Source organism: Virgisporangium aurantiacum (assembly GCF_016863635.1).
Taxonomy (GTDB): domain Bacteria; phylum Actinomycetota; class Actinomycetes; order Mycobacteriales; family Micromonosporaceae; genus Virgisporangium; species Virgisporangium aurantiacum.
Map to the genome: position 1 here is coordinate 455936 of NZ_BOPG01000012.1, position 12306 is coordinate 468241.

Sequence of the window (12306 nt, forward strand, 5' to 3'; positions counted from 1 at the left end):
GAGACACCTCACGCACGGACGGACCGGGGTCCTGAGGACCCCGGTCCGTGGGTGGTGGGTGTGTCTGTGTCAGGTGGTAACGGCTTCCTTCTCGGCGGCCGGTTCCGGAACCGCGAAGCCCTTGCTCTTCGGGGTGACGAAGGCGTGGGCGAAGCCGGCGATCCCGAGCAGCGCCAGCAGTGCGGCGGCGAGGTAGGCGACCGTCGCTGCCTGACCGGCCTTGGCACCGAACTCGCTGAAGCCGTACGAGGTCAGCAGCAGCCCGCGCAGGGTCTCACCCTTGAAGACCGTCTCCCGTTGCGCGTTCACCTCGGTCAGCTGCTTCTGCAGGTCGGCCAGCGCCGGGTCGTTGGTCTGCTGGGCGGTGGCGATCTTCGCGCGCAGGTCCGTCTGCACGGCGCCGAGTTCGGCGTAGGTCCTGCCACCGGCGGTCGACTTCAGGTGCAGGCCGATGAACTCGTTGGCGTAGCACTCCGCCTGCTTGCCGGTGGTCAGCTTCTGGCCGGCGTACTTCACCAGGCAGTCCGACCTGCGTTCCTCTTCGGTGAGGGTGTCGGCGGTCTTGAAGGTGATGTTCTGCTGGGCGAGCTGGTCCTGGACGTAGTCGTTGGCGAAGTTCGCGTTGCTGGTCAGCACGAGCCCGGCGACCAACAGTAGTCCGGCGAGGACGACCGCGCCGAGGCTGAACATGATGTCAATCGTCCTGCGCTTCATGGTGTGATCCCTTTCGTTTCGGTGTCACCAAAAGGATCGGGGTTCGGCAATGCGCCGGGCAGAGGAGAAATGCGGTTCCCGACAGGGACTTTCGGCCCTGCCCGGCCGGCCGGGACGGAGCGACGGTGGGATTCCGGCCATCTCGACGGAAGGAGCCGGCGATGCGTGCACTCGTCTATCACGGTCCGGGCAGCAAGAACTGGGAAGAGGTTCCCGATCCGATCGTCGATGCCGACACCGACGCGGTGGTCCGCGTCGACACCGTGACGATCTGCGGTACGGACCTGCACATCCTCAAGGGGGACGTCCCCGCGGTCACCGACGGCCGGATTCTCGGCCACGAAGCGGTCGGCACGGTGACGGCCGTCGGAGCGGCCGTCACCACGGTCCGGCCCGGTGACCGCGTGCTGGTCTCCTGCATCACGGCCTGCGGCCGGTGCCGGTACTGCCGGGAGGGCAGCTACGGCCAGTGCATCGGGGGCGGCGGGTGGATCCTCGGCCACCGCATCGACGGCACCCAGGCCGAGTACGTCCGGGTCCCGTTCGCCGACAACTCCACCTACCTGGTGCCGGCCGGCGTCACCGACGAGGAGGTGCTGATGCTGGCCGACATCCTGCCGACCGGCTACGAGGTCGGCGTGCTCAACGGCGCGGTCCGGCCGGGCGACACGGTGGCGATCGTCGGTGCCGGACCGATCGGGCTCGCCGCCGCCGTCGGTGCGCGGTTGCACTCCCCCAGCCACGTCGTGGCCATCGACGTCGCGGGTGGACGGCTCGAGCTCGCCAAGCAGTTCGGTGCCGACGTCACGGTGAACAACCGCGACGACGACCCCGTCGCCCGGATCATGGATCTGACCGGTGGTCTCGGCGCCGACGTCGCGATCGAGGCCGTCGGTGTGCCCGAAACGTTCGAGCTGTGCACCCGGCTGGTCCGCCCGGGCGGGCACGTCGCGAACGTCGGCGTCCACGGCCGGCCGGCCACCCTGCACCTCGAGGACCTCTGGATAAGGAACGTCACCATCACGACGGGACTCGTCGACACCTACTCGACGCCGACGTTGCTGCGCCTGATCGCCGCGCGCCAGCTCGACTCGGGTCGCTTCGTGACCCACCGCTTCGACCTGGACCACATCCTCGACGCCTACGACGTCTTCGGCCGCGCCGGCGAGACCGGCGCCCTGAAGGTCGCGATCAGTCGCTGATCACCGGGGACGGGCCGGTGCCGGCACCGGCCCGTCAGGCCCGGGTGGACCGCACCATGCGCGTCGACCACTGCAGCGCCTCGAAGTACGCGCGGACGGGGTCGGTGATCCGGTCGTCGGTCGGTTCGCCGCGTTCGTAGGCGTGCACGACGCCGAGCAACGAACCCAGCCGACCGCCGCCGTCGGTCAGGGCGGTCGCGATGTCGCCGGACAGCGGTAGCTGCGCCGCGACGGTGGCCACCCGCTGGTCGAGCAGGTCGGCCACGCCACCGATCAGGCCGGCGATGAACGCCGCGTCGTCGGAGACGCCGAACGCGGCGGCGAAGTACTGGCAGAGCCGGGCGTGCGCGACGGTCATCGTCAGCTGTTCGTCGGTGGCGCCGGTGACGTCGTCGAGGATCATCAGCATGGCCCACTGTCGGATCTGGGCGAGGCCGAGCAGCACGACGGCCTGCCGCACCGACGACACCGACGTGAGGACGCCGGCCGCGGCCGAGTTGCAGCCGCGCAGGATCCGCATCGACAGCGCCGGGTCGTTCGCGATGATCCCCAGCACCTTCTCGACGTCGGCCTCGGCCGAGTTCAGTTCCGCGATCAGTTCCAGCCGGCGCACCCGCGACGGGTTGAGCGTCGCCGCGGTCAGCACCTGGGGCCGGCTCAACCGGTAGCCCTGCCGCAGCTCGCAGTCGTAGCGGTCCGCGAGCTCCAGGTCGGCGTCGGTCTCCAGCTTCTCCGCGACGAACCTGACCCGATCGCGACGCCGTCGGCACGCGTCGATGATGCCTTCGATCTCCGCGGGGCCGCATTCAATGAAGTCGATTTTCACGAAGGATGCCACGTCGAGCAGCCGCTCGTGGCCGAGGCCCCAGGTGAAGTCGTCCAGCGCGATGCGGAACCCGGCCTGGGCGAGCCGGGTGACGCCGGCGACGACCTCGTCGTCCACCTCCACGGTCTCCAGAATCTCCAGGACGGCGCGGTCGGGACCGAACGGCAACGCGAGCTCGCCGACGCAGAACTCCCGGGTGAGGTTGATGAAGCAGGGCAGCTCACCGGCGACCGCGCCGATGCCGAACTCGGTGAAGGCGTTGACGATCACCTCACCGGTCGCGAACGTGTCCTGCCGCTGGGCGTCGACCGCCTGCTCCTGCCCGCGGAACAGCAGTTCGTACGCGACGACGTTGCCGCTCCGGTTGTAGATCGGTTGCCGACCGACGTGCACGCGTCGGGTGCCCGGTCCGGCGGGCGCAGGTGCTGCCATACCGTGGTCATCGACCCATCAGCCGCCGGCTGCGGAAAAGTGCTCCACGTCACCTCGCCGACGCGGGTTAGAACGGGCGATCCGACGTCAGCGCTTTTCCGACCGGGGGACGTGGACGGGACACCGCACCTCGTCCGCCGCCGCCAGCTGCGACATCGCATCATGGTAGTCGGCCCGGCTCATCGATCGACGGTTGAGTCCGGCGACCAGGGCCGCCTCGCGCCGGCGGCCACGGGCGGCGACCCGGCCCCGCGTGACGGGCTTCCACCGGTTGCGGTCGGCCCTGCCCAGCCCGTCGATCCGGTCCGTCAGGAAATGTCCCGCCGCCAGAGCGGCCGCGACCAGAATCACGACCACCGTCACCATCATCACCGCCACCGCCATCGCCTCCTCCGGCCCGCCGGCACGCCTGCCGGCATCACCCAGCCTCGGGCATCGACGACGGTCGTGGAAGGGCGGATGTGCCGTCGTTCCTCGCCGAGTGGCATCGACGTGGTCGGGACCTTCGACCCTGGCGCAGGACACCACCGTCGTGCCTACGCGGCGAAGCGCTCGCGACCGCGGTCAGGCCTCCGCTCGGGCCGGCGCGGCCCGATCTCTCCTTCCACACGCTCGGACCGGGCTATCCGGACAACCGACGCATCTCCCGCTCGATGTGCTTCTCATCGGGTTGCGGCGCGTACACGTCCCAGACGTTGAAGGCCACCCCGATGCCCCACCCGAGCAACGGAATGAGCGGCCAGTAGAACACGTCCGGGGTGGTCGCCAGCCAGACCGCGCCGAGCAGGAGGTTGACGGTCACGTAGGCGATCAGGTGGGCCTGCAGTCCCCGCTTCTTGCGCAACCGGTCGATCGCCTGGCGGCGGAGGTCCCAGTCGGTCGGATCGGTCTTGACGGTCATGGCGTTCGTCCTTTCCGCTCGTCCGGTCGGTGCAGCGCGTCCCGGAGGTCGGAGCCGACCGTGGACAGGCCGTCGGCCACCGCTTCGGCGACCATGACACCGACGTCACGGACGTCGGCGCGGACGGCGTCGTCCTGGATGGCGTTCCCGGCGGCCGCGAAGGCCTCCCGGACGCTGTCGCGCAGTTCGTCGAGTGCCCGCGGCACCCCCTCACCGCCGGCCTGCTCGTAGTGGAGCTTCAATTTCAGCGCCAGCGCGTCCAGCCGATCCGCCAGCTCCGCCCAGCGCCGATGGGAGCCGGGTGCGTGAGCGGGTGGCCGGGCGACACCGTACAGCGCCGCTTCGAGCCGGGCGATCCGCTCCTCGACGCGACGAATGCGCAGTTCCATCTCCGTGGTGACGGGGACGGCTTCGAAGACGGTCCTGGACATGACGGACCCCTACTCTCCGGGTCGTCGTTCACGGACCCGGTTCCATCGGCGTCGGCGTGTTCCACCACGCCCGCCGATCCGAGTGTCGGTGCGCCGTGCCCCGACGGACAGGGACCAAAGTCCCGGCCGGTCGTGCGCTCCGACAACCGGGACTTCCGGCCCTGTGCCGCCACCGCCCGCCGTGCGAACCTCGGTCGCACATCCGGTCAGGTCACCCGCTGGAGGTATTGATGAAGGCCAGGATCGGCGACCGGCTCGTGTGCGAGGGCCAGCATGTCGGTGACGCGCAGCGCATCGGGACCATCGTCGAGGTCGGTCATGCCGACGGAAGCCCGCCCTTCCGGGTGCGGTGGTCCGACGGTCACGAGAGCTATGTCTCCCCCGGCCCCGACGCCCGCATCCAGCCGGCCGACGGCGGGTAGGTCCCGCCAACCACACGCTGAATGTCCATTGTGGACCCGTCCGGTGGTGACGGGCAGTTCGACCCGTGCCACGGGACTTTCGGCCCCGGCCCGCCGGCGGGTCGCCGGAACAATGGAATCGGACGATGGCCGACGCCGCATCGCCGGGCGTCATCGTCGGCTCGGCGGCGCCGGCCACCTTCGCAAGGAGGTGCGTGATGTCCGACTTGTCAACCGTGCAGCTCCCGCCGCTTCCGCCGGGTGAGGAGCCGCCCGCCGAATTGCCGCCCGAGGCAGAACCTCCGGGCCCGGGTCCACGCCGGCGGTGGCTCCGGATCGCCCTGATCGCCGTGCTGGCGGTCCTCCTGGTGGCCACACCGGTGACGTTGTACCTCATCTTGCACGACGACTCCCCCGGTACCGGTGGGGTCGGCGGTGGTGGTGGGGTGCCGACGGCGGAGCCGACCGTCAGCACCGCCCCGAGCGGGGCGCCGTCGGCGACCTCCGGCGTGACCGCACCGGACGGACGGATCTCGCCCGAGGTGCTGCGCAACGCGACGATCGACGTCCCACCGTGGCCGACCGACAACCTGACCGGCATCTCGGGCCGGGTGACGTTCCACAACGGCGAGGTCCTCGTCCCGGCCGACAGCACGTTCCCGTTCGAGCGGCACATGCTCATCGGGAACGTCACCTACGGCGACGTCGACCGTGACGGCGCCACCGAGACCGTCGTCCAGATCAGCGCCTTCGTGCAGGGCGGCAGCATCCAGATCGTCGCTCTCGACCGGGACCGCAGGGGCACCATCGTCACGATGGGAACCGTCGTCGCCACCACCGGCGAGGTGCGGGGCATCGATGCCGCCGCCACCCGTGTGACCGGTGACGGCGTCGTCGAGGCCCGCGTCGGCGACTACCAGCGGTGCTGTGGTGACGAGACACCGCAGCTCTGGCAGAAGCGTGGCTACGCGTGGAACGGCAGCCGGTTCCGGCAGACCACGGGACCGGTCTCCTTCCCGATCAACCCCTCGGTGACCGAGACCTCGTACACCCCCGGTGAGCTCGTCCTCGGGCCCGCCGTCAACGGTGTGCGCCACGGCACCCTGACCGTGACCGTCCGGTACGTGCGGGGTGTCCGCCCGGCCCACCTGGCGCTCTACATGAACCTTCCGCCCGGGATGGAGCCGGACGGATCCGCGTGGCCACCGGTGCGCAGTGACCAGGTGTGGCCGATCATCGTCGACGTGCCCACCCCGGCCACCGGCGCCGACACCACGTACACCTTCGCGTTCCGCCGGCCGGCGACGTCGACAGGTGGTGACTTCGGCCTGGATGTGCGCGGAGTCAACGCCGCCGGCACGGTGCTGAGCGAGTCGAACCCGTGGAAGAGCCCGGCGTCGGTCGTCATCCGCACGTCGGACTGAGCCGGAACGAGTGAGGAGAAGGCCATGGACGGTCGCGTCGTCGTCGGCATCGACGGCTCGAAGGAAAGCCTGACCGCGATCGACTGGGCGGTCGCCGATCTGCGCGTCCGCCCGCGCCGGCTGCACCTGCTGCACGCCTGCGGTTGGTCGTTCGTCGGACTGCCCCTTCGCGGGGACGGCCTCCACCTTTCGGTGGAGGTCCGGACGCCGGAGGGTGCCTACCTCGTCGCGGAGAAGCTCCTCGCCGAAGCCGTCGGGCGCGTCGACATCAACGTGCCCGTCACGACCGAGATCTCCACCGACGTTCCCGGGCGGGCCCTGCTCACCGCATCCCGCACGGCCGGCCTCGTCGTGGTGGGCGCCCAGGGAACGGGCAGCTTCGCCGGGCTGCTGCTCGGCTCCGTGGCCTCCCAGGTCACCGCGCATGGCCGGTGCCCCGTGGTCGTCGTCCGGCCGGTGCCGGTCGCCGACGGCCCGGTGGTCGTCGGCGTGGACGGTTCGCCGGCGTCGCAACGCGCGCTGGCGTTCGCCCACGACTACGCGGCGGCACACAACCGGGTCCTGGTCGCGTTGCACGCGTGGCGATGGCCGGTCCCGGCCGGGCCCGGTGAGCCGGTACCGCTGGTGTACGACCGGGACCTGCTCCGCTCGGCGGAGGAACGGGTCCTCGGGGCCGCCATCGCCGCGTTGCCGCCGGATCCGCCGGTCCCGGTGGAACCGCGCCTGGTCGCCGGCCGGGCCTCACCGGCCCTCATCGAGGCATCGGCCGGAGCCTCGCTGACCGTGGTCGGATCGCGGGGGCGCGGCGGCTTCACCGGGCTGCTGCTCGGTTCGGTCAGCCACCAGGTCCTGCACCACGCGGTGGGCCCGGTCGCGGTTGTCCACGCGGCCTGACGGCCGGATCGGCGAGCGGCGACGGAGGAGCCATGAAAGCCCCACAGGTCATTGTCGGGATCGGAGACGCACCCGGTAGCGGCCCCACCCTCCGGTGGGCCGTGACGGAGGCCGCCCGCCGCGGCCAAGCCCTGCGGATCGTCCACGCGGCCCGTCCGGACGCGTGCCACAGTGCGGAGCACCCGGAGGTGCTGGCGCTCGATCACGCGGTGAGAGTGGTCACCGCCGCCGTCGAGGAGGCCCGGCGGTCGGCGCCCGGTGTCCGCGTCATCCCCGAACCCGTCCTCGGGTGCCCGGCCGCGACCCTGGTCGCGGCGGCCGGGCGGCACGACCTGCTGGTCGTGGGCGACCGGGAACGTACCGGGCCGGCCACCGCCGTCCGCGGATCGACGTGCCGACAGGTGGCACTACGCGCACGCTCGTCGGTCGCCGTCGTCCGTGGCCGGGCTGGACCGGAGACCGGTCCGGTCGCCGTCGGTTACGACGGTTCCCCGGCGGCCGAGTCGGTGCTGGTTTCGGCGTTCGAGTCGGCTGCCGCACGGCGCTGCGCGCTGACGGTGATCCGCGCGTCCCGGTTCCCGCCGCCCGGACCGGCGGACGGCCCGCACTCCGCGAAGGTCCTCACCGCGGTGACCGTGCGGGGCGCCCTCGCCGCCGACGCCCGGCGGGCCGTCGCGCCGCTGGCGGACAAGTATCCCGACGTCGCGGTCGACATCCTGATCACCGGCGACGACCCGGCCGGGGCTCTGGTGGCGGCGTCGCGCGAGGCGCGGCTCGTCGTGATCGGGGCGCCCGGTGCCGGCGGGGTCGTCGGCGGCCAACGTGACTCGGTCGGCCTCCAGCTGCTGCGCCACTCCGGCTGCCCGGTGCTCATCGCCCGCCCGTGACGGACGGCGGCACGCATCGACGGCGGCCGCCTGTCCCGCGCATCCGGGACCTTCGCCTCTGCGTCCGGCACGGGCCCAGGACCGAGGATCGGGCCAGCGAACACCTGGAGGCGTGATGTCGACCATCACCGACGCGGCAACCCGCGATCCGTCCGGCCCCGACCACGCCGGGCGGCCGATCGTCGCTGCCCTCGGCGACGACAACCGGCACGACCTCGGAGTCGGCCCCACCGTGCTGCGGCACCTGCGCGGGCGCGGCCTCAACGTGACCTTCGTCGACAGCGACGCCGGCGATCCGGCCCAGGTCGAGGTGTCGCGGGGCACCGACCCGGTCATCGTGGTCGATCCGATCCGCGCCGAGCCGTGCCATCCCGGACGGGTCCACCGGCTCGTCATGTCCCGGCCCGACGGCGCCGGCAGCCTGATCGTCTTCGCGGTGGAGACGGGCGACGTCGCCGACGGCGCCGGGCTCTCGCCGGCGGTCGCGGCCGCCGCCCGACGGGTCGCCGACGCGATCGCCGCCGAGATCGGGTCGGCGCAGTCGCCGGGACCGGACATCGCCACCCGGCGGTCACTCCTCCGCGGGAACGATCGGAGCTGACGGACGGTCACGCGGGCAGCTGCAGGTCACGGTGCCGCAACCGGACGAAACCCGCTGACGCGAACATGAGCAGAACCACCGTCAGCCCCGCGATCGGGCCCACGTCGACCGGCACGGCCGGCACCTTCGGCACGTGCGTGAACGGCGACAGGTCCCGCCCCCAGGCCGGCACACCCAGCGTGGCGCCGAACAGCGGGCCGAGCACGATCGACGCCAGCAACAGCGACCACGCCACCACGACCGCCGCCCGGTGCGCGAACGCGACCGCCACCAGCACCGCGGCGGCGAGCACACCGATCGCCGGGAGCTGGACCAGCCCGGCGCGCACCAACGGCGCGATCTGACCCACGGGGTCGCCCAACGCCCCGGCCGCGGCGAGCCCGGCGCCGCCCGCGAACACCAGCACGAGCGCCGTCGCCCCGAGCAGCGTGACGCCCACATGGGCGGCCGCCCACCGGACCCGGCCGACCGCGGTCGCGAGAACCGGCTCCAGCGGCCCGTCCGCCTCCTCCGACCGCATGCGGAGCAGGACCTGCACCGCGTAGATGGCGGCGGCGACGCCGGCCATCTGCATGATCGACGACCGGTAGGCGTCAACGATCTGGTCGCTGCCGCCCATCCGCACGTACCAGTCGCGGGCGCTTCCGGTCGCGTCCCGGACCTGCTCGACGAGACCGCCCATGACCACGCCGAACCCGAGCATGCCCACGGCCCAGCCGATCGCGGGCCCCCGCTGAAGGCGCCAGGCCAGCCCGACCGGTCCGCGCAGGGCCCGGCCGGCGTGCGCCCGGCCCGGTCGCTGCGGCAGCATGCCGAGCGCGAAGTCGCGGCGCGTCGCCAGGACGGCACCGGCCGCCGAGGCCGTGACGAACACCGCCACCGACAGGGCGAGCGGCCACCAGTCGTTCCCGCCGAACGGCCGCATCTGCTGCCCCCAGCCGATCGGGGAGATCCAGGCCGGCCACGTGCTCGCCACCCGCAGACCGGCCGCGTCGACCCGGCCGGTCATGTTGCCGACCCCGCTGGTCAGGAACGCCACGCCGAGAACGGCGGCGGCCAACCCGCTGGCGGCCCGCGTGCTGGTCGCCAACTGCACGGTGACCGCCGCGACCCCGGCGAACACGAGACCCACGCCGGCGACCGCGGCACCGGCGGTGATCGAGCCCCCGGCCGGCTGCCCGGCGACCATCAACGCCACCGCGATCAGCACGGCCAGGACTCCGTTGGCGGCCGTGGTGACCGCCAGAGCCGCCGCCAGTGCCGCGTGTCGGCCGACCGGGCCGGCGCCGATCAGCTCCGCCCGGCCCGTCTCCTCGCCCTGCCGCGTGTGCCGCACGACCGCGAAGATGCTCATCAGCGCGGCCAGAACAGCCAGGAGGACGAAGTTCCGCACCATCGCGTATGCGCCGAGGCTGGGACCCGACGCCAGACCGAGCAGCCGGATTCCGGGGCTTCCCGCCGCGGCCCGGGTCTCCCGCACCAGGTCCGCGGTGTCGCTGAAGTCGTTGGCCCACAGGGCCGTCGTCGCGGCGGTGAAGGCGGCCAAACCGATCATCCACAGTGGAAGGACCAGCCGGTCGCGACGAACGGCGAGCCGGCTGAGCTGGCCGAGGCCGGTCGTCGCGGTCATCGCACGCCCGCCAGGTCCGTGTCGGTCGACGCGCTGTCGTAGTGGCGCAGGAACAGCTCCTCGAGGGTCGGTGGCGAGGTGACGAGCGATTGGACGCCCAGAGTGACCAGCCGCTGCAGCACCACGTCGAGTTCGCCCTGGTCGACACTGAACCGGGCCAGTCGACCCTCCACACGCGCGTCGTGCACGCCGGGCAGCTGGGAGATCCCGTCGAACGGCCGGGCGGTCTCGACGGCCACCGTCACGCGGGTCAGGTGCCGCAACTGCTCGAAGTTTCCCGTCTCCGCGGCCCGACCGGCCCGCACGATCGTGACGCGGTCGCACAGGGCCTCGACCTCGGACAGGATGTGGCTCGACAGCAGCACCGTCCGCCCGGCTCCGCGCAGGTCCCGCACCACCTGCTGGAATTGCGCCTCCATCAACGGATCCAGCCCGGAGGTCGGCTCGTCGAGCAGGTACAGGTCCGCGTCGGAGGCGAACGCCGCCACCAGCGCCACCTTCTGCCGGTTCCCCTTCGAATAGGCCCGGCACCGCTTGGTCGGGTCGAGTTGGAAGCGTTCGAGCAGCTCGACCCGGCGTACCGGGTTCAGCCCGCCACGCAGCGAACCGAGCAGGTCGATCACCTCACCGCCGGTGAGATTCGGCCACAGGTTCACTTCTCCCGGTACGTACGCCAGCCGGCGGTGCAGCCGCACCGCGTCCCGCCACGGGTCCTCGCCCAGCACACTGACCTGACCGCCGTTGCGTCGCAGCAGGCCCAGCAGCACCCGGATCGTCGTCGTCTTCCCCGCCCCGTTGGGGCCCAGGAACCCGTGCACCTCCCCGGCGGAGACGGTCAGGTCGAGCCCGTCCAGGGCCCGCGTCGCGCCGAACGTCTTCACCAGTCCGGACGCGAGGATCACAGAATCCAGCTCGCTCATGACTTCAGGACATCCGAGGGCACCGCATCCGCCCAGTGACTTTCGACCCATGGGTCGATGACCTGCGGCACTCCTCCGCGGCACCGCACGGCGCGACGCTCGACCTGACCGGCCGTACGCCACCGTGCCGGCCCGTCAGAAGGAGGAACCATGCACAGCAACGAGATCGTCGTCGGCTTAGACGGGTCCGCGCAGAGCCGGGCCGCGTTGCGGTTCGCCGTCGCGCAGGCGCGGCGGATGCGGGCCACGGTGCGCGTCGTCACCGCGTTCGACTACAACTGGGGGTCCGGTCGGTTCGGCGGATCCGAGGAGCAGGAACAGGCCGTCCGCGCGCGGCACGAGAAGGCCCTGGCCGAGGCCATCGAGGAGGTCCGCCCGGTCGCGGCCGACGTCACCGTCGCCGGCTCGGCCGTGCTCGGCGAACCCGCCCCCGTGCTGCTCAACGCCGGGAAGGCCGCGGTCCTGACCGTGGTCGGCAACCGTGGCCGCGGCGGCTTCGGCAGCCTGCTGCTCGGATCGGTCAGCCAGAAGGTCGCCACGCACGCCCGGCACCCCGTGGTCGTCGTGCGCGGCACCGTCGACACCGCGACCGGACCGGTCATCGTCGGCGTCGACCACACCGACCACAGCGAGCACACGATCGGCGCCGCGTTCGAGGAAGCGGTCCGCCGCGGATCCTCCGTCATCGCGATCCACGCCTACGAGTTCCCGGCCGCCTACGGCGTGATGGCCATGAGCGTCCTGCCCTACAAGCCCGAAGACCTGCGTGACGCCGAGGTCGCCGCGTTGGAGACGGCGTTGGAGCCGTGGCGGGAGAAGTTCCCCGGCGTGCCGGTCGAGGCGCTGGTGGCCCGGGGCACGGCTGCCCGCGTGCTGGTCGACGTCTCCAGCAACGCGGGTCTGGTCGTCGTGGGCTCGCGCGGCCACGGCGGGGTCGCCGGAACCCTGCTCGGCTCGGTCGGCCTCCAGGTGCTGCACCACGCCGACTGCCCGGTCATGATCGTCCACCCGACCGACACCCCGGCCCCGGAGGGGTGACCCGC

14 protein-coding genes are annotated in these 12306 nt (G+C 72.1%); 7 read left to right on the forward strand and 7 right to left on the reverse strand.

All coding sequences use genetic code 11. The features are described from left to right. Nucleotides 1-69: 69 nt before the first annotated feature. Nucleotides 70-714 carry a hypothetical protein gene (locus Vau01_RS10945; protein WP_203990193.1) on the reverse strand — a complete coding sequence of 215 codons (645 nt, stop codon included), beginning with the start codon at nt 712-714 and terminating at the stop codon, nt 70-72. 161 nt (nt 715-875) lie between these two features. Here Vau01_RS10945 and Vau01_RS10950 point away from each other — a divergent pair, with 161 nt between their 5' ends. After that, complete coding sequence (locus Vau01_RS10950; RefSeq protein ID WP_203990195.1) at nt 876-1916, forward strand: zinc-dependent alcohol dehydrogenase family protein; 1041 nt, start codon at nt 876-878, stop codon at nt 1914-1916. A 34-nt stretch (nt 1917-1950) separates the two neighbouring features. On the opposite strand, the gene Vau01_RS10955 is transcribed toward Vau01_RS10950, so the two are convergent. The 4 genes from Vau01_RS10955 to Vau01_RS10970 all read right to left on the reverse strand — a co-directional run bounded on the left by Vau01_RS10955 (nt 1951) and on the right by Vau01_RS10970 (nt 4506). Beyond that, nucleotides 1951-3174 carry an EAL and HDOD domain-containing protein gene (locus Vau01_RS10955; RefSeq protein ID WP_203990197.1) on the reverse strand — a complete coding sequence of 408 codons (1224 nt, stop codon included), beginning with the start codon at nt 3172-3174 and terminating at the stop codon, nt 1951-1953. Between the two features lie 87 nt (nt 3175-3261). After that, nucleotides 3262-3558, reverse strand: a complete 297-nt coding sequence (locus Vau01_RS10960; RefSeq protein WP_203990199.1) for a hypothetical protein — start codon at nt 3556-3558, stop codon at nt 3262-3264. 238 nt (nt 3559-3796) lie between these two features. Then, nucleotides 3797-4075, reverse strand: coding sequence for a 2TM domain-containing protein (locus tag Vau01_RS10965; RefSeq protein ID WP_203990201.1), 279 nt, complete (start codon nt 4073-4075; stop codon nt 3797-3799). Then, nucleotides 4072-4506 (reverse strand): hypothetical protein, encoded by a 435-nt coding sequence (locus Vau01_RS10970; protein WP_203990203.1) that lies wholly within the window; start codon nt 4504-4506, stop codon nt 4072-4074. Before Vau01_RS10970 ends, Vau01_RS10965 begins: the two co-directional genes overlap by 4 nt. 230 nt (nt 4507-4736) lie before the next feature. Here Vau01_RS10970 and Vau01_RS10975 point away from each other — a divergent pair, with 230 nt between their 5' ends. From Vau01_RS10975 to Vau01_RS10995, 5 genes are all read left to right on the forward strand, one after another. Beyond that, nucleotides 4737-4928, forward strand: coding sequence for a DUF1918 domain-containing protein (locus Vau01_RS10975; protein WP_203990205.1), 192 nt, complete (start codon nt 4737-4739; stop codon nt 4926-4928). Nucleotides 4929-5125: 197 nt separating this feature from the next. Then, the gene (locus tag Vau01_RS10980) at nt 5126-6331 is read left to right on the forward strand and encodes a hypothetical protein (protein WP_203990207.1); all 1206 of its coding nucleotides are present in this window, start codon (nt 5126-5128) and stop codon (nt 6329-6331) included. Nucleotides 6332-6355: 24 nt separating this feature from the next. Then, nucleotides 6356-7225, forward strand: a complete 870-nt coding sequence (locus tag Vau01_RS10985) for a universal stress protein (protein ID WP_203990209.1) — start codon at nt 6356-6358, stop codon at nt 7223-7225. 32 nt (nt 7226-7257) lie between these two features. Continuing rightward, a complete protein-coding gene (locus Vau01_RS10990) occupies nt 7258-8112 on the forward strand; it encodes a universal stress protein (RefSeq protein WP_203990211.1) in 855 nt (284 codons plus the stop codon). Between the two features lie 115 nt (nt 8113-8227). Then, nucleotides 8228-8713: a hypothetical protein gene (locus tag Vau01_RS10995; protein ID WP_203990213.1), complete on the forward strand. Its 486-nt coding sequence runs from the start codon at nt 8228-8230 to the stop codon at nt 8711-8713. Nucleotides 8714-8720: 7 nt separating this feature from the next. Here Vau01_RS10995 and Vau01_RS11000 read toward each other — a convergent pair whose 3' ends face one another. Beyond that, nucleotides 8721-10343, reverse strand: a complete 1623-nt coding sequence (locus Vau01_RS11000) for an ABC transporter permease (protein WP_203990215.1) — start codon at nt 10341-10343, stop codon at nt 8721-8723. Further along, entirely contained in the window at nt 10340-11263 is a 924-nt protein-coding gene (locus Vau01_RS11005; protein WP_203990217.1) for an ABC transporter ATP-binding protein, read from the reverse strand. The genes Vau01_RS11000 and Vau01_RS11005 overlap by 4 nt, the downstream gene beginning before the upstream one ends. Before the next feature lie 150 nt (nt 11264-11413). Between Vau01_RS11005 and Vau01_RS11010 the strand changes: the two genes are divergently transcribed. After that, on the forward strand, nt 11414-12301 hold the full coding sequence (locus tag Vau01_RS11010) for a universal stress protein (protein WP_203990219.1): 888 nt from the start codon (nt 11414-11416) through the stop codon (nt 12299-12301). The last annotated feature ends 5 nt before the right edge of the window (nt 12302-12306 follow it).

Coding starts and splice junctions, on each gene's coding strand:
- Vau01_RS10985 (WP_203990209.1), top strand. CDS start 6,356: ATGGACGGTCGCGTCGTCGTCGGCATCGACGGCTCGAAGGAAAGCCTG.
- Vau01_RS10955 (WP_203990197.1), bottom strand. CDS start 3,174: ATGGCAGCACCTGCGCCCGCCGGACCGGGCACCCGACGCGTGCACGTC.
- Vau01_RS10965 (WP_203990201.1), bottom strand. CDS start 4,075: ATGACCGTCAAGACCGATCCGACCGACTGGGACCTCCGCCGCCAGGCG.
- Vau01_RS10945 (WP_203990193.1), bottom strand. CDS start 714: ATGAAGCGCAGGACGATTGACATCATGTTCAGCCTCGGCGCGGTCGTC.
- Vau01_RS10980 (WP_203990207.1), top strand. CDS start 5,126: ATGTCCGACTTGTCAACCGTGCAGCTCCCGCCGCTTCCGCCGGGTGAG.
- Vau01_RS10995 (WP_203990213.1), top strand. CDS start 8,228: ATGTCGACCATCACCGACGCGGCAACCCGCGATCCGTCCGGCCCCGAC.
- Vau01_RS11010 (WP_203990219.1), top strand. CDS start 11,414: ATGCACAGCAACGAGATCGTCGTCGGCTTAGACGGGTCCGCGCAGAGC.
- Vau01_RS10990 (WP_203990211.1), top strand. CDS start 7,258: ATGAAAGCCCCACAGGTCATTGTCGGGATCGGAGACGCACCCGGTAGC.
- Vau01_RS11005 (WP_203990217.1), bottom strand. CDS start 11,263: ATGAGCGAGCTGGATTCTGTGATCCTCGCGTCCGGACTGGTGAAGACG.
- Vau01_RS10960 (WP_203990199.1), bottom strand. CDS start 3,558: ATGGCGGTGGCGGTGATGATGGTGACGGTGGTCGTGATTCTGGTCGCG.
- Vau01_RS11000 (WP_203990215.1), bottom strand. CDS start 10,343: ATGACCGCGACGACCGGCCTCGGCCAGCTCAGCCGGCTCGCCGTTCGT.
- Vau01_RS10970 (WP_203990203.1), bottom strand. CDS start 4,506: ATGTCCAGGACCGTCTTCGAAGCCGTCCCCGTCACCACGGAGATGGAA.
- Vau01_RS10975 (WP_203990205.1), top strand. CDS start 4,737: ATGAAGGCCAGGATCGGCGACCGGCTCGTGTGCGAGGGCCAGCATGTC.
- Vau01_RS10950 (WP_203990195.1), top strand. CDS start 876: ATGCGTGCACTCGTCTATCACGGTCCGGGCAGCAAGAACTGGGAAGAG.